The organism is Streptomyces sp. NPDC033229 (genome assembly GCF_055576875.1).
Genome location: NZ_JBVIQR010000022.1, coordinates 51,430 through 73,275 on the forward strand (window position 1 = coordinate 51,430; position 21,846 = coordinate 73,275).

A 21,846-nucleotide genomic window follows, 5' to 3' on the forward strand; every position below is an offset into this window, starting at 1 on the left:
CGTTTCGTCTTCCCCCCCTCCCCCCCCCCCTCCCCTCCCCTCTCCCCCCCCCCCCCCCCCCCCCCCCCCCCCCCCCCCCCCCCCCCCCCCCCCCCCCCCCCCCCCCCCCGCGCCCGCAGGGCGCCCACCGCCGCAGGCGGCAACGACGCGCCCGCGGCCAAAAGATCCGCCGGTCAGGCGAGAGGCGGCAACGGCGGCCCGTAGCCGACGAACCGCCGGCCAGGCTAGGCGCGGCGGCGGGAGGCCTCGTAGAGCACGACACCGGCCGCGACGCCGGCGTTCAGCGACTCGGCGCCACCGGGCATCGGGATGCGGACGCGGAAGTCGCAGGTCTCGCCGACGAGGCGGGACAGGCCCTTGCCCTCGCTGCCGACGACGATGACGACGGGGCCGGCGAGGGCCTCCAGCTCGTGCAGCTCGACGTCGCCGTCCGCGGCGAGGCCGACGACCGTCAGACCGGCCTTCTGGTACGACTCCAGCAGCCGGGTCATGTTGGTCGCGCGGGCCACCGGGGTGCGGGCGGCGGTACCGGCGGAGGTCTTCCAGGCGCTGGCGGTCATGCCGGCCGCGCGGCGCTCGGGGACGACGACGCCGTGGCCGCCGAAGGCGGAGGCCGAACGGACAACGGCGCCGAGGTTGCGCGGGTCGGTGATGCCGTCGAGCGCGACGATCAGCGGGTCCTTGCCGGCGTCGAAGGCGGCGGCGGTGAGGTCGTCCGGGTGGGCGTAGTCGTACGGCGGCACCTGGAGCACGAGGCCCTGGTGGTTGAGGCCGTTCGTCATCCGGTCCAGCTCCGGGCGGGGCGCCTCCATGAGGTTCAGGCCCTTTTCGGAGGCGAGCTGGATGGCCTCGCGCACGCGCTCGTCGTTGTCCAGGTACTGCTGGACGTAGAGCGTGTTCGCGGGGACGCCCTCGCGCAGCGCCTCGACGACCGAGTTACGGCCGACGACCAGCTCGTTGGTGCCCTTGGGGCCGCCGCGGCGCGGGGCCGGACGCTTGGTCTCGTGCCGCGCCTTGGCACTGGCGAGGCGGTTCTTCTTGTGTCCCTTGCGCTCGGACGCGGGCGGGGTCGGGCCCTTGCCCTCCAGGGCCTTACGTCGCTGGCCTCCGCTGCCGACCTGCATGCCCTTCTTGTTGGACGTGCGGCGGTTCCTGCGCTGAGTGTTGCCGGCCATGGGTCACCTTGTTTCTTCTACTGCTCAGGGCCGATGGGGACGGCTCAGAAAACGTACGTACGAAAAGTGTCTCTCAGGACGCCCGGCGGTGCCGGGCGTCACTGATCAGGACAGCGACCAGCGGGGGCCGGACGGGGTGTCCTCGATGGCGAGACCGGACTGCTGGAGCTGGTCGCGGATGGCGTCGGCGGTGGCGTAGTCCTTGCGCCCGCGGGCCGCCTGCCGCTGCTCGAGGACGAGCCGGACCAGCGAGTCCACGACGCCGTGCAGATCGTCGCCGCGGTCCGCGCCGGAGCCGGCCCACTGCTCGTCCAGCGGGTCGAGGCCCAGCACGCCGAGCATGGCGCGCACCTCGGCCAGCCGGGCGACGGCGGAGTCCTTGTCGTCGGCGGTCAGCGCGGAATTGCCCTGCCGGACCGTGGTGTGGACGATGGCGAGCGCCTGCGGGACGCCCAGGTCGTCGTCCATCGCCTCGGCGAAGGCGGGCGGCACCTCGGCGGCGGGCTCGACCTGCTGGCCGGCCAGCTCGCAGGCCCGCTGGATGAAGCCCTCGATCCGCGCGAACGCGGACTCGGCCTCGCGCAGCGCTTCCTCGCTGTACTCGATCATCGAGCGGTAGTGCGGGGTGCCGAGGTAGTAGCGCAGGACGATCGGGCGCCAGTGCTTGACCATCTCGGAGACGAGCACCGAGTTGCCGAGCGACTTGCTCATCTTCTCGCCGCTCATGGTGACCCAGGCGTTGTGCGCCCAGAAGGCGGCGAAGTCGTCGCCGAAGGCCTTGGCCTGGGCGATCTCGTTCTCGTGGTGCGGGAAGATCAGGTCGAGGCCGCCGCCGTGGATGTCGAAGGACGCGCCCAGGTACTTGTGCGCCATGGCGGAGCACTCCAGGTGCCAGCCCGGGCGGCCGCGGCCCCAGGGCGTCTCCCAGCTGGGCTCGCCCGGCTTGGACGCCTTCCACATGGCGAAGTCGCGCGGGTCGCGCTTGCCGGCCTCGACGTCGCCCGCCGCGCGGAGGTCGTCGAGCTGCTGGTTGGAGAGGGCGAGGTAGCCGGGGTAGGAGCGCACATCGAAGTAGACGTTGCCCTCGGCGGCGTAGGCGTGACCGCGCTCGATCAGGCCGCGCATCATCTCGATCATCTCGGGCACGTGGCCGGTGGCGCGCGGCTCGTAGGTCGGGCGCAGGCAGCCGAGCGCGTCGTACGCCGCGTTGAAGGCGCACTCGTTCTCGTAGCCGATCGACCACCAGGGGCGGCCCTGCTCGGCCGCCTTGGCGATGATCTTGTCGTCGATGTCCGTGACGTTGCGGATGAAGGTCACGTCGTAGCCGCGGTAGGTGAACCAGCGGCGCATGATGTCGAAGTTCAGGCCCGACCGGATGTGGCCGATGTGCGGTGCGGCCTGCACGGTGGCACCGCAGAGGTAGATCGAGACACAGCCCGGTGTGAGCGGGGAGAAGTCGCGGATCTGCCGGGCGCTGGTGTCGTACAGGCGAATGGTCACGGAACCAGGGTAGTGGGCGTAAGGGAGTGCCCCGGGCAGTAGGTGCTTTCCGGCCGGGGGGAAGGCCTTGTCCGGACAGGGATCGCGCCTGTCGGCGGGGTCGCGGAGGCTTCCGTACCGGTTTCACCGAGTGCCGGATCCGGGCCCTCGCGGCACGTTTTGCCCGTTATTTGCCTTTTGCGTCAAAAGTACAAATACCCGTGGTAGCTTCCCCGGCACGCCCCATCTCCTCGGTGAGGCGCCGCGGAACCCAGGAGGGGCGTTGCACTCCACTCTGCCGGTACAGCAGGAGCATCCGGAACCGCCGGCCCCGGTCCGGCCCCGGCCGGAGCAGGACCGGGCGCCCGGCAGGCTGGCCGCGCTGGACGGGCTGCGGCTGCTGGCGGCGCTGATGGTGGTGGCGTACCACTACATCGCGTTCGGCAGCGGTGCGTGGGAGGGGCCGTCGCGGTCGCTCTTCCCGACGGCCTATCTGCCGGCCTCGTACGGCTGGCTGGGTGTTCAGCTGTTCTTTCTGATCAGCGGCTTTGTGATCTGCATGAGCTGCTGGGGCAAGAGTGTCGGACGGTTCGCCGCTTCGCGCGTGACCCGGCTCTACCCCGCGTACTGGTTCGCGGTGCTGGCCGTCTCGCTCGTCCTCTATCTCTGGCCGGTGGTCAATGAGACGCCCAGGCCGCAGGACGTCGCCGTCAATCTCACCATGCTCCAGGATCCCCTGGGGGTGGCTCCCGTCGACGGCGTCTATTGGACGCTGTGGATCGAGATGCGCTTCTACCTGCTCTTCGCGCTCGTCGCCTGGAAGGGACTGACGTACCGGCGGGCGGTGGGCTTCTGCGTCCTGTGGGCCGTCGCGGCGGTCGTCGCCCGGGGCGTGGGCGACCGTACGCTCGGCGAGATCCTGCTGCCGCAGGATTGCTGGTACTTCATCGCCGGCATCGCCTTCTATCTGATGTACCGATTCCGACCGAATCTGGTGCTCTGGTTGATCGTCTCGGTCAGCTTCCTGATCGTGCAGCACGATCTGCTCGCCGCCCACGCGCGAGCGGAGAGCCATATGGGGCACAGCGTCCCGCGGTGGCCGACCTTGCTGCTGATGACCGTGTTCTTCGCCGCGGTCATGGCCGTCGCGCTCGGCTGGACCCGGCGCCTCGACTGGCGCTGGCTGGCCACGGCCGGGGTGCTGACCTATCCCCTCTACCTGCTCCACGAGCGCATCGGCTGGGTGGTCATCAAGCACGCCGACGGACATGTGCCGCGCTACGTCCTGCTGCCCGCCCTGGTCCTCGGGATGCTGCAGGCCGCCTGGCTGACGCATCGCTATGTGGAACGACCGTTGGCACGAGCGATCAAGTGCGGTCTCGAACGCGCGATGGCGGACATCCGAGGAGGTCAAGCGACCATCTCGGGGAATTCAAGTGTGCGGAAGTGAAGGAAGTGAAGAGAGTGATCGCGAGAGAACCGTCACGGCGACGCGGACAGGTTCCTATGTCAACATGCCTGCGAATAGCCCCTGCATACTATGAACCGACTGCACAACGGGAGAGGACGACATGCGTTTCGCCAGCCGAGGTGATCTCGATGGCGGCCGGGTAGCCGTCCGGCGCTCCGCACCCAGGCTCTACGTCCTGGACGGGCTCCGTCTGATAGCCGCCCTCATGGTCGTGCTGTTCCACCTCGTCTCGCTGCGCGGTGGATGGGACCGGCCCGCGGCCGAGATATTTCCCGCCGCGCAACCCCTCGCCCGCTACGGCTGGCTCGGCGTCGAGGTCTTCTTCCTGATCAGCGGCTTCGTGATCTGCATGAGTACCTGGGGGCGCACTCTGGGTGATTTCGTGGTCTCCCGGGTTTCGCGGATCTATCCCGCGTACTGGGTCGCGATATTCCTGACCGCGGGCGTCATCACCATGTGGCCGCAGGTCCGCGACGTGAAGAACTGGGACGTCGTCCTCACCAACCTGACGATGCTCCAGCAAGGGCTGGGGGTCTGGGATGTCGACGGCGTCTACTGGACGCTGTTCGTCGAGCTGAAGTTCTACGTGCTCTTCGCGATCGTCGTCGCCACCGGTGTCACCTACCGCAAATGCGTGCTTTTCTGCGGGATCTGGACGGTGGTCTCGATCACCGCCCCCACGGTCGACAACAAGCTCCTCGACATGTGGGCGATGCCGATCTTTGCGCCCTATTTCATCGCGGGCATCGCCTTCTATCTCATGCACCGCTTCAAGCCCACGGCGGTGCTCTGGGGCATCGTGATCATGTCCCTGCTGCTCGCGCTGCACCAGGTGCCACGGCGGGTCTCGGACAACTCCACCGAGGTGATTCCGACCTGGCCCGCCACGCTGATCGTCGTCATCGCCTTCGCCCTGATGGCGATCATCGCGCTGGGCTACTGCGACCGGTTGCAGTGGCGCTGGCTCGCGACGGCGGGCGCGCTGACCTACCCGCTCTATCTGATCCACCAGTACATCGGCATGACGCTGACCTACTGGCTGCGCCACAAGGTCCCCGCGCCGCTGCTCGTCGGCGGCATCATCGCGCTCATGCTGGGCGCCGCCTGGGTCCTGCACCGCTGTGTGGAGCGCCCGCTGGGCAAGTGGCTGCGCCGGGTGCTGCAGAAGGGCATGGAGGAGATGCGCCAGCAGTCGGCGGCCGACGCCGAGCGACGCGTTTCGGCACCGGAGGCGCCGCCGCTGAGCACGGTGGACGTTCCACCGGTACTGCGACAGCAGCGCCCGTACGAGCAGAAGGAGCCCGACCGCGTCGGCGTGGGGGCCTCGGGCGCGCCCGACGGCTCCTGACGGCCGGTCCCGCCGGTCCGGTCCGGAGCGGCGGGACCGGCCTCGGCTCAGAGCGAGCCCACGACCTTGCGCGGCGTCACCCGGACGACGACGCGCTCGGCGTCGTCCTTCGCGGCCGGGTTGAACTCCGCGTAGGCCTTCCCGGTGTACTTCCGTGACAGCTCATTGATCAGTTCCTGGCCGCCCTCGGTCGTGAGGGTGACGCTGCCGCGGACCTCGGCGTAGGTGTAGGGCGCGTTGGACGGGTTGATCATGACGGTGACCCGGGGGTCGCGGCGGAGGTTCCGCTCCTTGCGGCGGCCGACGGTCGTCGAGATCAGCAGGTCGTCACCGTCGCGCTTGACCCAGGTGACCGACAGCTGAGGGCTGCCGTCGGGCTGCACGGTCGCCACGGTCGCGAAGACGGGGCTGTCGTCGATGAGCTTCTTCAGGTCGTCGGAGAGTGCGGCTGACACGGTGGGGTCCTTCCCTCGGTGACGGCGTCGCTTTCACCGTATTCGCAGCGCGCGCTCGGCCGAGGGACCTTTGACTGCGGGCGGGTTTTGCCGCCTGCGGCGGCGGGCGGGCTGAAAATCAGCCCGTCCGGCGATTGAGGACAGAGCACAGCAGCCCGTCCGGCGATTGAGGACACCGCCGCGCAGCGGTGGTGCGGACGGGACGTCCTCAGGCCGCGCCGGCGGCGGAACGCACCACCAACGCCGTGGCAATGGCCGCCAGGCCCTCCGCCCGGCCCGTGAGGCCCAGACCGTCGGTGGTGGTGCCGGAGACGGACACCGGGGCGCCGATCGCCGCCGAGAGGACCTTCTGTGCCTCCTCGCGCCGCTTGCCGATCTTCGGCCGGACGCCGATCACCTGGATGGCGACGTTGCCGATCTCGAAACCGGCCGCCCGTACGATCCGGGCGGCCTCCGCCAGCAGGGTGACGCCGGCCGCGCCGGACCACTCGGGGCGGTCGGTGCCGAAGTGCGCGCCGAGGTCGCCGACACCCGCCGCGGAGAACAGCGCGTCACAGGCCGCGTGGGCGGCGACGTCGCCGTCGGAGTGCCCGGCGAGGCCGTGGGTGGCGTCCTCCCAGAGCAGGCCCGCGCACCACAGCTCGCGGCCCTCCTCGAAGGCGTGCACATCCGTGCCGATGCCCACCAGGGGCAGCACCAGGGGCTCAGAAGCCATCGTTGGCCCTCCTGCGGGCGAGTACGGCCTCGGCCAGGACCAGGTCCAGCGGCCGGGTCACCTTGAAGGCCTCCTCGTGGCCGGGCACGACGACGACCTCGGTGCCGAGCCGCTCGACCAGGCCGGCGTCGTCCGTGGCGCCCTCGCCCTCGCGGGCGGCGGCGGCGAACTTCTCGTGGGCGGCCACCAGCGTGGCGCGGTCGAAGCCCTGCGGCGTCTGTACGGCCCGCAGCAGCGCCCGCTCGGGCGTGCCGACGACCGGCTCGGGCTCGCCCGCGGCGTCGCCGGTGCGCGGCTCGACCTGCTTGACGGTGTCCGCGAGGGGCAGCGCGGGGACGACGGCGGGCGCGCCGTCGTGGACGGCCGCGACGACGGCGTCGACCGTGTCGACGGGCACCAGGGGGCGCGCGGCGTCGTGGACGAGGACGGTGGTGATGTCGTCGGTGAGGGCCCGCAGGCCGAGCCGCACGGACTCCTGACGGGTCCCGCCGCCGGGGACGACCAGCACCTCGGTGGGGTCGTGGTCCGCGAGGGGGTGCTCGTCGAGGAGGTTGCGGACCTCGGCGGCGCCGTCCGGCGGGGCGACCACGACGACGAGCGAGACGGCCCGGGAGGCCGCCATCGCGCGGACCGCGTGGATCAGCATGGGCGTGCCGTTCAGGGCGCGCAGCGCCTTGGGCGCGCCGGGGCCGAGCCGCACCCCGCGGCCCGCCGCGGGAATGACGACGGCGGTGCGTCCGGATGCGCCGACGGTGGCTCGATCGGACATTGCGTTGGCGTTCAGGTTTGCTTCCTCGGCCGAATTGGGTATGGCCTCAGCGTGCCGGGCACGATGCCCCGACCAGCCCCTTCCGTGACGACTGGTCGGGCCGGCTGCCCGGGCCCGGCACACCAAGTACGGCGTTGAACGTGCGGCGTGAGCGACATCAGCGCCATAAAACGCCGCCGGAGCAGAGATGCCGCAGCGCCCGGCGAATGACCTTCGTCATCACGCGGGCACCGCGGCACTTCTTTACGTCCAGCACCTGCTGTGGATCCAGCGCGCGGATCCCGCACTACGTCAGGACGCGAGAACCTCGTCGAGCAGGGCCTCGGCCTTGTCCTCGTTGGTGTTCTCCGCGAGGGCGAGCTCGCTCACCAGGATCTGCCGCGCCTTGGCGAGCATGCGCTTCTCTCCGGCGGAGAGTCCGCGCTCGCGCTCGCGACGCCACAGGTCGCGCACTACCTCGGCGACCTTGATCACGTCACCCGAAGCGAGCTTCTCGAGATTTGCCTTGTAGCGACGGGACCAGTTCGTCGGCTCTTCCGCATACGGTGCGCGGAGCACCTCGAAGACCCGGTCCAGCCCGTCCTGGCCGACCACATCGCGCACGCCGACGAACTCCGCATTGTCCGCTGGCACGCGAACCGTCAGGTCACCCTGGGCAACCTTCAGCACCAAGTAGGTCTTGTCCACGCCTTTGATCTGGCGAGTTTCGATGGCCTCGATCAGCGCGGCCCCGTGATGGGGATAGACCACGGTGTCGCCAACCTTGAACGTCATGTGACAGGTACCCCTTCCGTGACTATCCAGTCTAACACGAGAAGAGGGCGTTCTGAATGGCGTTTTCGCAGGTCAGGGCATATCTCGGGGCTTGACAACAGCAACCGGAACGTGCTGCGGGAGGCTTCCGGAAGCGGGTATTCGCAGGTCGGAGCGGTTGTCCGGGCGGGGTGAAACGGGCACGTTACACCCGCCCGGCAGGCCCCGCGAGCGACCGAACGTCCCGGTTTGCCGGGGTCCGGTCGGCGGACTTCCCCTACTCCGTTCGGGGTGCACCCACCTTCTGTGCGCGGAATCCCGAATTGATCACTTGGAACTTGATCAATTAGGGAACCCCTTCCGCGACCCCTCGCATTCCTTAACCGATAATCCTCCGTACCGCTCCGACGCCGGTTCCGGACGCGCACACGGGCGATATTCGGCCGCTCACACAGAGCGTGTGCGATCGACTACGGCGACCGGGTGAGTGACGACGAGTAACGACGGGTAACAGGGTCCGTGGACCGGTCGAGTGGACCAGGCGAGTGGCACGGAGTTGACCATGGGGGCGGGTCGGGTGCGGAGGCTCTCCGACGGCTCGGTAACCTAAGGCCCGCTGACACATCCTTTACTTCGTCCAAGGAGATGCCGCCGCCGTGAGCAGCAGCCTTCGACGCGGCGCTCTCGCCGCTACCGCCCTCGTGCTCTCGATCGCCTCGCTCTCCGCCTGCGCGGCGGGCAACGATGCCCAGACGCTCGAGGTGAAGCCGGACAACGCCGCCACGTCGGTGGGTGACATCAAGCTTCAGAACATCAACGTCATCACCCAGCCGAAGCAGGAGGCCACCGGCCCCGCCGTCATCACCGGCAAGGTCTTCAACAACGGCCGCGAGGACCAGACGCTGACCGCGATCTCGCTGCCCGGCAAGGGCGCGACCGTGAAGCTCTCCCCGGCCAAGGGCACGGGCGCGCTCGTCATCCCGGCCGGCGGCTCCGTGACGCTCGGCGGCCAGGGCAACCCGTCCGCCGTCCTGCCGAACGGCCGCGAGGCGCTGAAGGACGGCGAGTCGCAGCCGCTCACGTTCGACTTCAGCTCGACCGGTGACGTGAAGGTCGCTGCGTTCGTCTTCCCGGCGAAGAGCTACTTCAAGGAGTGGGGCCCCGCCGAGCCCGCCCCGGCGAAGCCCGGTAAGCCGGCGCCGGGGAAGCCCAGCGGTACGCCGTCCGGCACCCCCTCGGGTACGCCGTCCGGCACTCCGGGCGCGGACGCCGGCCAGCAGTCCGGCGGCAACACCCCGCCCGCGGGCGAGCCGACGCGGCCCGACGGCCAGCAGCAGCACGGCCCGGGGCACTGAGCCGTGTGACCGTGTGACCTACGCCGAGGGGCCCGGAAGCGTAAAGCTTCCGGGCCCCTCGCGTTATACGGGCGGCCTCGGCCCGCCGGTCCGTGCCGCCTGCGGCGGCGAGCGCCCTGCGGGCGCGTCCTCAATCGCCGGACGGGCTTGATTCGGCTGAGCTCAGCCATGACCAGGCCCGCTGGGGGCACCTCCCAGCGGTAGCTGGGGGAGATTGAGGACACCGCGACACCGGCCTACGGCTCGAACTTGTAGCCCAGCCCCCGCACCGTCACCAGATAGCGCGGCGCGCCCGGGTCGGGTTCGAACCCCACCCCACGTGCGCCCCTCGCACCACTCGGCCCCGGCGGGCCTCCCGGGCTTCGGGCCGCTGCGCCGGACTCCGCCCGGCGACCAGGGCCGCGGGCCGGCCTACGGCTCGAACTTGTAGCCCAGCCCCCGCACCGTCACCAGATAGCGCGGCGCGCCCGGGTCCGGTTCGATCTTGGCGCGCAGGCGCTTGACGTGGACGTCGAGCGTCTTGGTGTCGCCGACGTAGTCCGCGCCCCAGACGCGGTCGATGAGCTGCATGCGGGTGAGGACCCGGCCCGCGTTGCGCAGCAGCATCTCCAGGAGGTCGAACTCCTTGAGCGGCAGGTCGACCTTGCCGCCGGAGACGGTGACGACGTGCCGGTCGACGTCCATCCGGACCGGTCCGGCCTCCAGCGCCGCCGGGGTGACCTCCTCCGGCTCGCCCCGGCGCCGCAGCACGGCCCGGATGCGGGCCACGAGCTCGCGTGAGGAGAAGGGCTTGGTGACGTAGTCGTCGGCTCCTATTTCCAGGCCGACGACCTTGTCGATCTCGCTGTCCTTGGCCGTCACCATGATGACGGGCACGTTGGAGCGCCCCCGCAGTTGCCGGCAGACCTCCGTGCCGGGCAGGCCCGGCAGCATCAGGTCGAGCAGGACCAGGTCGGCGCCATTGCGCTCGAACTCGTCCAGCCCGTCGGGCCCGGTGGCGGCGATGGCCACCTCGAAGCCTTCCTTGCGGAGCATGTAGGACAACGCGTCGCTGAACGATTCTTCGTCCTCGACGACGAGCACACGGGTCACGGACGGACCTCCGGTCGGGTCTCTTGGTCGCTCGGGGCGGAGTGGCACGGGCTGGTGGGGGTCACGGGAGGACCTCCGGGGTGGAAAGTCGGTCGTCGGTGTAGGAGTCCTCGGCGCGGACGTCGTCGGGGGCGGCCGTGCCGCCATTGCGCTCGATCAGTGTGCGCCCCCGGTCGCGGTCGCGGACCGCGCCCGCCTCGGGGAGCCGCAGGGTGAACGTCGAGCCCTGGCCCTCGGCGCTCCAGACCGTGACCTCGCCGCCGTGCGACGCGGCCACGTGCTTGACGATCGCGAGGCCCAGGCCCGTACCGCCGGTGGCGCGGGAGCGGGCGGGGTCGACGCGGTAGAAGCGTTCGAAGACCCGCTCACGGTCCTTCTCGGAGATGCCGATGCCCTGGTCGGTGACGGCGATCTCGATGAGGTCGCCGCCGGGCGCGGTGATGTGGCGGGCGGCGATGCCGACGCGGGTGCGGGCCGGGCTGTAGTTGACGGCGTTCTCCACGAGGTTGCCGAGGGCGGCGGCGAGCTGGCCGCGGTTTCCCCAGACGTGCAGGTCGGCGGTGCCGCCCGCGGCCATCGTGATCTGCTTCGTGCCGGCCTGGTGGCGGCAGCGGTCGATCGCCTCGGCGACCAGTTCGTCGACCCGGACGGGCTCGGAGTCCTCCAGCGGGTCGTCGTTCTGCACCCGTGAGAGATCGATGAGTTCCTGGACGAGGTTGGTGAGCCGGGTCGCCTCGATCTGCATGCGGCCGGCGAAGCGGGTGACGGCCTCGGGGTCCTCCGAGGCGTCCATGACGGCCTCGGAGAGCAGGGAGAGCGCGCCGACCGGGGTCTTGAGCTCATGGCTGACGTTGGCGACGAAGTCCCGGCGTACGGCCTCGATGCGGCGGGCCTCGGTGAGGTCCTCCACCAGCAGCAGCACGAGCCGGGAGCCGAGCGGCGCGACCCGGGCGGAGACCGCGAGGGCGTCGCCGCGGCCGGTGCCACGCCGCGGCAGGTCGAGCTCGACCTGGCGTATCTCGCCGTCGCGGCGGGTGTCGCGGGCCATCTGGAGCATCGGTTCGACGGCGAGCTTGCCGCCCCGGACCAGCCCGAGGGCGTACGCGGCGGAGCTGGCCTTGACGACGGCGTCGCCCTCGTCGAGGACGACGGCGGAGGACCGCAGCACCGACAGCACGGTGTCCACCCCGGGTGGGAGTACGGCGTCGGTGTGCAGGGAGCTGCGGCTCGGGCGGGCCTGGTCGCGCTCGCTCCAGCGGAACGCCAGCATGGCGATCACGCCGGTGCAGACCCCGGCGATGGCTGCCGCTGCGGCGACGGCCGCGTCCACGTTCATGAGTCAAGGTTATGCGCGTCTCCCGGCCGCCCCACAGCCAAATGGGGGGTGCCTCGAACACACGTTGCCGAGAGTTCACCTTCATGTCGGTACCGGTTCACTCCGGAGGCCGTTCGCCGTCGCGTTCCGGCCCGAACGTGGGACCGTGGGCGGGCGGAGAATCCCCCCGGCCAGCGTTACTCGGAGTGAGAGAAGGTCAGGCAATGCGGGACGCGTACCACGAGGAGCTGGATTCGATCGGCGAAGGACTCGTCGAGATGGCCCGGCTTGTCGGCTCCGCGGTCGGGCGCGCCACCACGGCGATCCTGGACGCGGACCTCAAGCTCGCGGAGTCCGTCATCGCGGCGGACGCCAAGGTGGACGACCTCCAGCGGGACCTGGAGGCGCGGGCCATCGCCCTGCTCGCCCGTCAGCAGCCGGTCGCCACCGATCTGCGGATCGTCGTCACCTCCCTGCGCATGAGCGCGGACCTGGAGCGCTCGGGCGACCTCGCCCAGCACGTGGCGAAGCTGGCCCGGCTGCGCTTCCCGGAGACGGCGGTCCCGCGCGACCTGCACTCCACGGTGCTGGAGATGGGCCAGTTGGCGCAGCGGCTGATGGCCAAGGCAGCCGAGGTGATCATCACCAAGGACGTCGACCTCGCGCTCCAGCTGGAGCACGACGACGACGCGATGGACCTGCTGCACCGCGCGCTCTTCCAGCACCTGATGGACGACCGCTGGAAGCACGGCATCGAGACGGCCGTCGACGTGACCCTGCTGGGCCGCTACTACGAGCGCTTCGCGGACCACGCCGTGTCCGTCGCCAAGCGCGTGGTCTATCTGGTGACCGGTGAGCACGCCGACGAGCTGACCCAGGCCAATGCGCAGTCCGGCCCGGTCGAGGGCGCGTAGGCCCCGGCGCGTGCGGCCGTGCGTGCTTCCGCGCGCCCTCGATGCGCCCGTACACCTGTGCGCCCCGGCATTGACGGCCGGATCGGGCGGTCCTTGACTGGGTGGGGCAGACCAACCTTCGAGGAGGTACCGCATGGCAGACGTGTTTGAGTCCCCTCCTGCGAACTTCGCCGAACGGGCGTCCGCGCCCGCGCTGAGCGGTTGTCAGTGCGGCCCCGGGTGCTCCTGCGGTTGCCAAAGCGGCGGATCGTGCCAGTGCGGCGGCGGTTGCGGCTGATTCACACACGCGCGTCACTCACAGGAAGGGCCCCCGACCGGTCACCGGTCGGGGGCCCTTTCGCGGGTGCCGCGCGTGGGGGGCCTACGGGGCCCACGGGGCCTACGTCGCCTTGCCCGTCAGATAGGCGGAGACGACGACGTTGGCGGTGTACGTACGCTTCTCGCGGTCGTAGGTGCCACCGCAGGTGATCAGGCGGAGCTCGGCGCGGTCCTTCTCGCGGGGCTCGTAGACCTTCGCGGCGTCGAAGCGGTCGTTCGCCACGACGGTGATGTCCTCGACGGTGAACTCGGCGGTGGAGCCGTCCGTGCGGGAGACCCTGACCGTCTCGCCCCGTTTGAGGGTGCTGAGGTCGTAGAACACGGCCCGGGTCTGCGGGGTGTCCACGTGTCCCACGAGGACGGCGACCCCGGCACTGCCGGGCTGGGGGCCCTCCATGTACCAGGCGACGGCGTTGGGCCGCTCGTACGGGGGCGGTTCGACGCCGCCCGCCGGGTCGAGCCCGTGGCCCTCGATCGGGGCCTTGAGGCCCCGGTCCTTGATGACCAGTTCCTTGGGGCCTGCCCCCGGCAGTGGTTCATGTGCCGGGGGCAGGCCATGCGCAGGGGGGCGGCCCGCAGCGACGCCCTTCTTCGGAGCCTTGGCTGCCGGCTCCTCGATGGTGTCACTGCCGCACAGGCACAGGGCCAGCAGCAACGCCACCCAGGCCACCCCTGTCAGCAGACGGCCGAGGCCACCTCTGCGCTGTTCTGACATGACGCCCGTTCTCTTCCCGTCACTGCTTCACGGTGCGGCGGCGGTACCAGAACATTCCACCGGCCAGGCCGGCCGTGGCACCCGCGGCGAGGAGAATGACCGGGACGTCGGACGAGGACTCCGTCGAGGACGAGGCCAGCTGCGCGGTGGCGCCACCGCCCGCGTGTGCGGGAGCGTGGGGCTTGCCGTGCCCGTCGTGACGGCCGTCGTGGTCCTTCTTGTGGCCGTCGTGACGCCCGTCGTGGTCGTGACGGCCGTGGTCCTTCTTGTGACCGTCGTGGTCGCCACGGCCGTCGTGGTCGTCGCGGCCCTCGTGGTCGTCGCGACCGTCGTGGTCGTGGCGGCCGTCGTGGTCCTTCTTGTGGCCGTCGTGACGCCCGTCGTGGTCGCCGCGGCCGTCGTGGTCGTCACGCCAGTCGTCGTCGCGCCAGTCGTCGTCGTCACCACGGCCGTCGTGGTCCTTCTTGCCGTCGTGGTCACCACGGCCGTCATGGTCCTTCTTGCCGTCGTGGTCCTTGCGACCGTCGTGGTCGTCACGGCCGTCGTGGTCCTTCTTGCCGTCGTGGTCACCACGGCCGTCATGGTCCTTCTTGTAGCCGTCGTGATCCTTCTTGTGACCGTCGTGGTCGTCGCGACCATCGTGGTCCTTGCGCCCGTCGTGGTCGTGGCGGCCCTCGTGGTCGCAGTCGTCACGGCCGTCGTGATGCTTGCCGTGCTCGTCGTGGTCGTCGTCGTGGTCGGTGGCCGGGTTCTCACCGGTGGCCACGACGGGGGCCGTGACGGGGCTGTCGACGGCGTAGGCGGGGACTGCGGAAACGCCGCAGACGGCGACTACGGTGGCTGCGCCGCATATGACGGAGCGGATTGAGTGCATGGTGTTACCTCCTTGCTTCGAGGCTCACCCGCACATCCGTTCCTCGCATCCGGAGCGTATTCGCACTACTCCATTCGGTGACCGATTCGCTGCGGCGACAACCCCGCCAGGGCGCCCGGCGGGGCAGCACAAAGCCCCCTGTCCACGGCGAAAGCGCAGGCAGGGGGCTTGGTGGTGCGTGAGGGGGCGTTACTTCTTCTTGCCCTGGTTCTTCACGGCCTCGATGGCGGCCTTGGCGGCCTCCGGGTCGAGGTAGGTGCCACCGGGCTTGACCGGGTTGAAGTCGGCGTCGAGCTCGTAGAAGAGCGGGATGCCGGTCGGGATGTTCAGGCCCGTGATGTCCGCGTCGGAGATGCCGTCCAGGTGCTTGACCAGTCCGCGCAGGCTGTTGCCGTGGGCGGCGACCAGGACGGTGCGGCCGGCCAGCAGGTCCGGGACGATGCCGTCGTACCAGTACGGCAGCATCCGCTCGACGACGTCCTTGAGGCACTCGGTGCGCGGCCGCAGCTCGCTCGGGATCGTCGCGTAGCGCGGGTCCTCGCTCTGCGAGAACTCCGTGCCGTCCTCGAGGACCGGCGGCGGGGTGTCGTACGAACGGCGCCAGAGCATGAACTGCTCCTCACCGAACTCGGCGAGGGTCTGCGCCTTGTCCTTGCCCTGCAGAGCGCCGTAGTGACGCTCGTTCAGCCGCCAGGAGCGGTGGACCGGGATCCAGTGACGGTCCGCGGACTCCAGCGCCAGCTGCGCCGTGCGGATGGCGCGCTTCTGGAGCGAGGTGTGCAGTACGTCGGGGAGCAGGCCGGCGTCCTTCAGCAGCTCACCGCCGCGGACTGCCTCCTTCTCGCCCTTCTCCGTCAGGTTCACGTCCACCCAGCCGGTGAACAGGTTCTTCGCGTTCCAGTCGCTCTCGCCGTGGCGGAGGAGGATCAGCTTGTACGGTGCGTCGGCCATGCCCAAGAGCGTAATCGACGCCCGAGACCGCCCGGACCCCCGCCGCGCCTGGCCGCCCGGGCGCCCGTGAGGCGGTGAACGGTTGACGATGATCGTCAATTCGATGGCGCGGACACGCCAATCATGTGTAAGTTGCGATGGCGGATTGAGACACTTACACATCGGGGGTAGCGGGGATGTCGGTAGCGAGCATGAGGCGGGCGGCGAGAGAGAGCGTCTCGGGTCTGCCCCGGGAGTTCTGGTGGCTGTGGACGTCCACCCTCGTCAATCGGCTCGGCGCGTTCGTCGCGACATTTTTGGCCCTCTACTTGACCCTCGAACGCGGCTACTCGGCCTCGTACGCCGGTCTCGTCGCCGCCCTGCACGGGCTCGGCGGTGTGGTCTCCTCGATCGGCGCGGGCGTGATGACCGACCGGCTCGGCCGACGGCCCACGCTCCTCATCGCGCAGACCTCGACCGCCGCGTCGGTGGCGGTGCTCGGCTTCATGCAGCACCCGGTGGCCATCGCGGGCGTCGCGTTCGTGGTCGGCATGGCGAGCAACGCCTCCCGGCCCGCGGTGCAGGCGATGATGGCGGACATCGTGGCGCCGGAGGACCGGGTGCGGGCGTTCGCGCTCAACTACTGGGCCATCAACCTCGGCTTCGCCTTCTCCTCGCTCGCCGCCGGACTCATCGCCGAACACAGCTATCTGATCGGCTTCCTCGGCGAGGCGGCCATGACGCTGGCGTGCGCGATCCTCGTCTTCCGCAAGATCCCCGAGTCCCGGCCCACGGTGGCACCGGGCGCGGCCGGCGCGGACGAGGCCCAGATCGGGATGGGGACGGTGCTGCGCGACCGGCGCTTCATGGGCGTCGTCGGACTGTCCTTCCTGATCTCCCTGCTCTTCATGCAGAGTTCGGTGTCCCTGCCGGTGGCCATGGGCGCGGACGGCTTCTCCAGCAGTGACTTCGGCATGGCCATCGCCGTCAACGGCGTACTGATCGTGGCCCTGCAGATCCCCGTGACCCGCTTCATCGAGCACCGCGACCCGCAGCGGCTGCTGGTGATCTCCGCTCTGCTGGCCGGCTACGGCTTCGGGCTCACCGCCTTCGCCGGGTCGATCGCCGTCTACATGCTGACGGTCTGCGTCTGGACCCTGGCGGAGATCATCAATTCCCCCACCCAGATGGGCCTCGTCGCCCGCCTCTCCCCCACCCACGGCCGCGGCCGCTACCAGGGCGTCTACACCCTGTCGTGGTCGGCTGCCGCGTTGGTCGCCCCGCTGGCGGGCGGCGCCGTGATCGACCACTACGGGGCGGACACGCTGTGGGCCGGGTGCGCGGTGATCGGCACGATCGCTGCCGCGGGGTACTGGCTCTTGATGCGGAACCTGCCGGCGGCGGAGCGGGTGGAGACGGCGGCCACGACCCCGGCGGCCGCGCCGGAGGCCGAGCCCACGGCGGCCGCCTGACCGGACGTCACGCGGACGCCGGCTCCCGCCCGGCTTCGCCTTGTTCGCCGTAGCCGCCTGCCGCGTCACCAACCTGTCCGGACAGCACACCTTCCCGCTCGACGGGGTGCCACGGCGTCCTTGGTCGCGAGGGTGCGTCGATCAGGTCGCCTCCGTCGCGTACCGAGGGCGACCGGCTGCGGCGGTGCCCTACTCCCGTCGGTGCTACGTCATTTGGCCTGCGCCCCTTCCGAGACCTGGACGCTGCCGAAGACAGCGAGGACGGGGAAGGCTGAGGGCCTGGGCCCCGGACGACGTCGCGGCCGGGGCCCAGGGTCACTCAGTCGGCCTGGTTGTCGGCCTGCTTGGGCAGGCAGAACAGCAGGGCCCACAGCAGGGCGAGGAGGCCGCCGACCCACCACAGCACGGTGATGAACGCGTCGCGGTTGAGTGCGGCGTCGGGTGAGCCGCCGGTGGCGGCGAAGAACACCAGGGCGGTCAGCGCGGTGCCCAGAGCGATGCCCAGGTGCATGACGGTGTTGAACAGGCCCGAGGCGGACCCGGCGTCCTCGTGCGGGACCCGGGCCAGCGACATGTCGGCGAGCGGGCCGCCGACCATGCCGAGACCGAAGCCGATCAGTACCACCGGAGCGGTCATCGCCAGTAGGGTCAGGCCCCCCTGACCTGCGTGGATCTGGAACCCGTAGCCGGCCATCGCGGCCAGCGTGATGAGAGCTCCGGCCTGCGGCAGCCGACGGGCGAAACGCCCGCCGCTCCTCGCCACGACCGTCGCACCGCCCAGCTCTCCGACGGAGAGCAGCACGAAGGCCAGGGCCGCGTGGAAGGGGCTCATGCCCAGTCCGTGCTGGAGGTAGAGCGTCCAGGTCATGAAGAACAGCCCGCACAGAAGCCCGTGCATCAGCTGCGCGGCCATGCCGCCGGAGAACTGCCGGCCCCGGAAGAGGGACACCGGCACGAGCGGAGCGTTGCCCTGCTTGCGCTTCTGGTGACGCAGGAAGACACCGAGGACGAGCAGGCCCAAGGCGAGCAGGGCGAAGCACCACAGCGGCCAGTGATGCAGGTGTCCCTCGGTGAGCGGGAAGACGATCAGGACGATGGCCAGCGCGGACAGCAGCATGCCGGTCAGGTCGAGCCGGTCGGCCTTCTTCACGGTCGACTCGGGGATAAACCTGCGCCCCAGGAGGATCACGGCGAGGCCGACGGGCACGTTGACCAGGAAGATCGGCCGCCAGGACATCCCGAACAGGTCCGCCTCGGTCAGCAGACCGCCCATCACCGGGCCCAGGACATTGGCGAGCGACATGACGGCCCCGTACAGACCGAACACCTTGCTGCGGTTCTGCCCCTCGAAGGTGACATGGAGGGTGGCCAGGATCTGCGGGATCATCACGGCCACTCCCACGCCCTGGAGCGCGCGGGCGGCGATCAGCACACCCGGCCCGGCAGCGAGGCCGCACAGCAGCGAGGCCGTGGTGAACACGACGGTGCCGATGAGCAGGATCCTGCGCCGACCGTAGAGGTCGCCGAGGCGTCCGCCGGTGATCAGCCCGACGGCGACGGGCAGTGAATAGCCGGTGGTCAGCCACTGCACCGTGTCCGGTCCGGCGCCAGTGGACTCCTGGATCGCGGGCAGGGCGGTCAGGACGACCGACTGGTCGATCATGTCCATCAGCTCGGCGCCCAGGAGCACCAAGAGGGCGATCCAGGCCGCAAGGCCCATCTTCGACAGACCGGGTGTGGGCTGGGTTGGGGACTGGGCGGTGTGCTTCGGCTCGTTGTCGAGCGCGGAGGAGGACACGACGGGAAACTCCTGATCCAAAGGAATCGGGGAGCCCTGCCGACAGCCGCACCGGGGCCGGAAAACACGAAACCCGGGGCAGACGGCAGAGCTGCACCCGGAAGGAAAACTGTGGGGAAGGGTGACGCAACTCAGGCCAGCGCGACGTCCGCCCCCGGACACGTGCGACACAACAGCACGCGGGGAACGCGGACGACTACATGGCCCGGTTAATAAGTCGTCACCTCAAGATCGACACAGAAGGAACAGGAAATCCGGTCCCTGCCACCGACACCTCGGTACAGGAACTCACCCACGGTAGGACATCCCAGACTCCCCACGCAATCAGATAGTGGGCTCGCCCCTGCCGGTCGACCGGCACAAGGTCAGGCCTGCGCTGTCAACGTTTTCGATGTCCGGATGCGGGCCAGAGACCCCCGTCGGCGGCAGCCGACGGGGGCTCGCGGGGGGGGGTACCGGGCGGGCGCGCCTACGCGGTCAGCACCGGCGCGGGAGGTATTTCCCCCTCCCTTCTGCCGTCCGACCGGGTACGGGAGGACGACCGGGGCCGCGCACGATGACGGACAGTGGCCCTCACTGAGGGCTGAGCGTGTTGGCCGGACGGCAGCTGAACCACCGCGTCCCGTGGCACGACCAACACATCGATCGGTTCGTTGTGGCACCAGCAGCGGTACCTCACCCCGGGGACATCGTCCGGGGGCGGCATCAGCGCTCGGTGGGGGTTGGGCGTCGACCACCACATGGAGAGCAGAGCCAGCCCGGAAACAATGAGCGCCAGGACCAAGGCGCCGATCACCACGGGCCACGCGTCACCAACGAGCATGGGAAGGCCTCCGTCCGGAGAAGGTGTTGCGGGCGGCAGTGCGCAGGCGCCCCGGGATCCGCGTGGGCTTGATCATCCGAGCACCGCCTGCGCGTCCCGCAGCTCGAACCACACGCGCGTGGCGATTCGGCTGTTGTGCCACGTCCTCGTCACACCCGCCGCGTAGGTCAGTCGGCAGAGAAGCCGCAGCCCGGCCTCCGTGTCCATCTCGCGCCGCATCGTGCGGCGCGACGAGCGGCTGTCTCTTCCCTCGTCCCCCACTGTGATGATCACGCGCGCCGGGCGCACGGAGACGCCCACGGTCAACACCGGTCCGGACATGAGGGGAAGGACGTGCGCCACCGCGTCGGACACACAGACGCGGGCGGGATCGATCAGGCGGGGATGGCCGGTCACGGCCAGTACCGCCCGCACGGAGTCGCGGGCGAGTCTCGCCGTTGAGGGGATGGCCGGACCGAGGATCCAGTAGTGCGCGGCCTGTGCGTAGTCGTTGGTGCGGGGACTGTTGAGCGTGGCTGTACTCATGGGTCGTCTCCCATCGGTCGTAGCCGCGCACCTCACGTCGTCCGTGGCTCGGCCGCCCCCGGGTTGCCCAACTGGGCGCGCGGCGGCTGCACTTCGGGTCTTCCCGACGTGCTGCGCGGTGCTGACAGGACCATAGGGGTGGCGGATGCACTCGTGCAACCAGCACAGGAACACCACTGCAACCGGTGGACCCGCAAGAAGGACCACGAGAGACTGTGCGTAACGACCAGGGGAGGACGGTATATGCCACCTAGAGCGGCGCCCACGGCTCGACAGCGCCGATTGGGGGCAGAGCTCCGCAAAATGCGCGAACACTGCGGTCTCACTGTCGCTGACGCCGGCAAAGAGTTCGGCGCCGATCGCACCCGCATCAGCAACATTGAAGCGGGCCGTATCGGCATCAGCGCGGAGCGACTGAGAACGCTTGCCAATATCTACGCATGTCCAGACCTGGAATGTGTAGACGCGCTGGCGCGCATGACCGAGGAGCGCGGGAAGGGATGGTGGGAAGAGTACCGCGAAACGCTATCAACCGGGGCTCTCGACCTAGCCGAGCTTGAGCACCACGCCGTACGCCTGACGGTTCTGCAAGTCGTCTACATCCCTGGCCTGCTTCAGACTGAGGAATATGCGCGGTCCCTGTTCGGGCAGACCGTACCGGAGCTGTCACCCATGGACGTACAGCGTCGCGTCTCATTCCGAATGCAGCGCAAGCGAGTAATAGAGCGCGACCCTGCAACTCCCTGCACCTTCGTGATCCACGAAGCGGCTCTGCGTATGCTCTTCCCAGGGGCCGAAGGCCAGCGGCGCCAGCTGGAAAGACTGGCGGAGATGGGCGATCACGACGCCATTTCCATCCGCATCATTCCGTTCGCCGCAGGCGCGTTCCCAGGCGCTAACAGCTCCCTCACATATGCGGCGGGGCCTGTTCCGAAACTGGATACGGTGTCGCTGGACACGGCACATGGGTCGGTCCCCCTGGACGCTGAATCGCACCTGGAGAATTACCGGAGCATTCTCCTCCGCACAATCAATACATCCCTCACTCCGAAAGAGTCGCGGGATTTCATCCATAAGATCGCTAAACAACTGTGAAGGCATAGCATGTCTCAGATTGCGTGGCAGAAGTCCTCTTTCTCTGGCGATAGAGACGACTGCATTGAACTGGGCCGATCCGAAGACGCGATCCTGGTGCGCGAGAGCGACGACCCGGGCGTAATTGTCACCACAAGCCCGGACAAGCTGCGCGCATTCCTGCTCGGCGTCAAGGCGGGGGAGTTCGACCACCTCATTTGAGTGATCTCGCGCGCGACCAGCCCCCCATCTTCGCAGGTGGGGGGCTTTTGGCATATGCCGTTGCACGAGTTCAACGTTGCACTCTTGTAACCACCAGGTGAGCGGCGCTACCTTCCCTTTCAGTGCCGTTCCGGGCGGATCGCCAGGCAAGACCACGCCCGGACCGGCGCGCAACTCCCCCTGCCACCAAGAAGGTTGCCGGGGGGGGAGGGGGGGGGAGGGGGGGGGGGGGGGGGGGGGGGGGGGGGGGACCG

Annotated in this window: 20 protein-coding genes; 7 read left to right on the top strand and 13 right to left on the bottom strand. The window is 69.7% G+C overall.

Features of this window, described 5'->3' with window-relative positions:
- Positions 1-224 precede the first annotated feature (224 nt).
- Together rlmB and cysS are read right to left on the bottom strand one after the other, a co-directional pair.
- Entirely contained in the window at positions 225-1,175 is a 951-nt protein-coding gene (rlmB, locus tag ACZ53N_RS20275) for a 23S rRNA (guanosine(2251)-2'-O)-methyltransferase RlmB (protein ID WP_469142212.1), read from the bottom strand.
- Positions 1,176-1,280: 105 nt separating this feature from the next.
- Entirely contained in the window at positions 1,281-2,675 is a 1,395-nt protein-coding gene (gene cysS / locus ACZ53N_RS20280; protein WP_469142213.1) for a cysteine--tRNA ligase, read from the bottom strand.
- Positions 2,676-2,937: 262 nt separating this feature from the next.
- Between cysS and ACZ53N_RS20285 the strand changes: the two genes are divergently transcribed.
- Positions 2,938-4,104: an acyltransferase family protein gene (locus ACZ53N_RS20285; protein WP_469142214.1), complete on the top strand. Its 1,167-nt coding sequence runs from the start codon at positions 2,938-2,940 to the stop codon at positions 4,102-4,104.
- A 121-nt stretch (positions 4,105-4,225) separates the two neighbouring features.
- On the top strand, positions 4,226-5,473 hold the full coding sequence (locus tag ACZ53N_RS20290; protein ID WP_469142215.1) for an acyltransferase family protein: 1,248 nt from the start codon (positions 4,226-4,228) through the stop codon (positions 5,471-5,473).
- A 47-nt stretch (positions 5,474-5,520) separates the two neighbouring features.
- Here the strand turns inward: ACZ53N_RS20290 and ACZ53N_RS20295 are convergent, their stop codons facing one another.
- The 4 genes from ACZ53N_RS20295 to ACZ53N_RS20310 form a co-directional block, all read right to left on the bottom strand.
- A complete protein-coding gene (locus ACZ53N_RS20295) occupies positions 5,521-5,928 on the bottom strand; it encodes a PPOX class F420-dependent oxidoreductase (protein ID WP_469142216.1) in 408 nt (135 codons plus the stop codon).
- A 208-nt stretch (positions 5,929-6,136) separates the two neighbouring features.
- Positions 6,137-6,643 (bottom strand): 2-C-methyl-D-erythritol 2,4-cyclodiphosphate synthase, encoded by a 507-nt coding sequence (gene ispF / locus ACZ53N_RS20300; RefSeq protein WP_365381334.1) that lies wholly within the window; start codon positions 6,641-6,643, stop codon positions 6,137-6,139.
- Positions 6,633-7,412 (bottom strand): 2-C-methyl-D-erythritol 4-phosphate cytidylyltransferase, encoded by a 780-nt coding sequence (ispD, locus tag ACZ53N_RS20305; RefSeq protein ID WP_469142217.1) that lies wholly within the window; start codon positions 7,410-7,412, stop codon positions 6,633-6,635. Before ispD ends, ispF begins: the two co-directional genes overlap by 11 nt.
- A 291-nt stretch (positions 7,413-7,703) precedes the next feature.
- Complete coding sequence (locus ACZ53N_RS20310; RefSeq protein ID WP_003953493.1) at positions 7,704-8,186, bottom strand: CarD family transcriptional regulator; 483 nt, start codon at positions 8,184-8,186, stop codon at positions 7,704-7,706.
- A gap of 635 nt (positions 8,187-8,821) precedes the next feature.
- Here ACZ53N_RS20310 and ACZ53N_RS20315 point away from each other — a divergent pair.
- Entirely contained in the window at positions 8,822-9,520 is a 699-nt protein-coding gene (locus ACZ53N_RS20315) for a copper chaperone PCu(A)C domain-containing protein (RefSeq protein ID WP_469142218.1), read from the top strand.
- A 411-nt stretch (positions 9,521-9,931) separates the two neighbouring features.
- Here the strand turns inward: ACZ53N_RS20315 and phoP are convergent, their stop codons facing one another.
- Both phoP and phoR read right to left on the bottom strand, forming a co-directional pair.
- Positions 9,932-10,603: a two-component system response regulator PhoP gene (gene phoP, locus ACZ53N_RS20320; RefSeq protein ID WP_465270536.1), complete on the bottom strand. Its 672-nt coding sequence runs from the start codon at positions 10,601-10,603 to the stop codon at positions 9,932-9,934.
- Between the two features lie 70 nt (positions 10,604-10,673).
- Positions 10,674-11,948 carry a two-component system sensor histidine kinase PhoR gene (phoR, locus tag ACZ53N_RS20325; RefSeq protein ID WP_469142219.1) on the bottom strand — a complete coding sequence of 425 codons (1,275 nt, stop codon included), beginning with the start codon at positions 11,946-11,948 and terminating at the stop codon, positions 10,674-10,676.
- A gap of 203 nt (positions 11,949-12,151) precedes the next feature.
- Between phoR and phoU the strand changes: the two genes are divergently transcribed.
- Positions 12,152-12,841: a phosphate signaling complex protein PhoU gene (gene phoU / locus ACZ53N_RS20330; RefSeq protein WP_469142220.1), complete on the top strand. Its 690-nt coding sequence runs from the start codon at positions 12,152-12,154 to the stop codon at positions 12,839-12,841.
- Positions 12,842-13,220: 379 nt separating this feature from the next.
- Here the strand turns inward: phoU and ACZ53N_RS20335 are convergent, their stop codons facing one another.
- From ACZ53N_RS20335 to ACZ53N_RS20345, 3 genes are all read right to left on the bottom strand, one after another.
- Complete coding sequence (locus tag ACZ53N_RS20335; protein WP_469142221.1) at positions 13,221-13,874, bottom strand: class F sortase; 654 nt, start codon at positions 13,872-13,874, stop codon at positions 13,221-13,223.
- 19 nt (positions 13,875-13,893) lie between these two features.
- Entirely contained in the window at positions 13,894-14,748 is an 855-nt protein-coding gene (locus ACZ53N_RS20340; protein ID WP_469142222.1) for a hypothetical protein, read from the bottom strand.
- A gap of 189 nt (positions 14,749-14,937) precedes the next feature.
- The gene (locus tag ACZ53N_RS20345; RefSeq protein WP_130879307.1) at positions 14,938-15,699 is read right to left on the bottom strand and encodes a phosphoglyceromutase; all 762 of its coding nucleotides are present in this window, start codon (positions 15,697-15,699) and stop codon (positions 14,938-14,940) included.
- 176 nt (positions 15,700-15,875) lie between these two features.
- On the opposite strand from ACZ53N_RS20345, the gene ACZ53N_RS20350 reads away from it, so the two are divergent.
- A complete protein-coding gene (locus tag ACZ53N_RS20350; RefSeq protein WP_469142223.1) occupies positions 15,876-17,150 on the top strand; it encodes an MDR family MFS transporter in 1,275 nt (424 codons plus the stop codon).
- 319 nt (positions 17,151-17,469) lie between these two features.
- Here ACZ53N_RS20350 and ACZ53N_RS20355 read toward each other — a convergent pair whose 3' ends face one another.
- Together ACZ53N_RS20355 and ACZ53N_RS20360 are read right to left on the bottom strand one after the other, a co-directional pair.
- The gene (locus tag ACZ53N_RS20355) at positions 17,470-18,948 is read right to left on the bottom strand and encodes an MFS transporter (protein WP_469142224.1); all 1,479 of its coding nucleotides are present in this window, start codon (positions 18,946-18,948) and stop codon (positions 17,470-17,472) included.
- 895 nt (positions 18,949-19,843) lie between these two features.
- Positions 19,844-20,296 (bottom strand): hypothetical protein, encoded by a 453-nt coding sequence (locus ACZ53N_RS20360; protein WP_469142225.1) that lies wholly within the window; start codon positions 20,294-20,296, stop codon positions 19,844-19,846.
- Positions 20,297-20,539: 243 nt separating this feature from the next.
- On the opposite strand from ACZ53N_RS20360, the gene ACZ53N_RS20365 reads away from it, so the two are divergent.
- Both ACZ53N_RS20365 and ACZ53N_RS20370 read left to right on the top strand, forming a co-directional pair.
- Positions 20,540-21,391: a Scr1 family TA system antitoxin-like transcriptional regulator gene (locus ACZ53N_RS20365; RefSeq protein ID WP_469142226.1), complete on the top strand. Its 852-nt coding sequence runs from the start codon at positions 20,540-20,542 to the stop codon at positions 21,389-21,391.
- Positions 21,392-21,400: 9 nt separating this feature from the next.
- Entirely contained in the window at positions 21,401-21,592 is a 192-nt protein-coding gene (locus tag ACZ53N_RS20370; protein ID WP_130879303.1) for a DUF397 domain-containing protein, read from the top strand.
- The last annotated feature ends 254 nt before the right edge of the window (positions 21,593-21,846 follow it).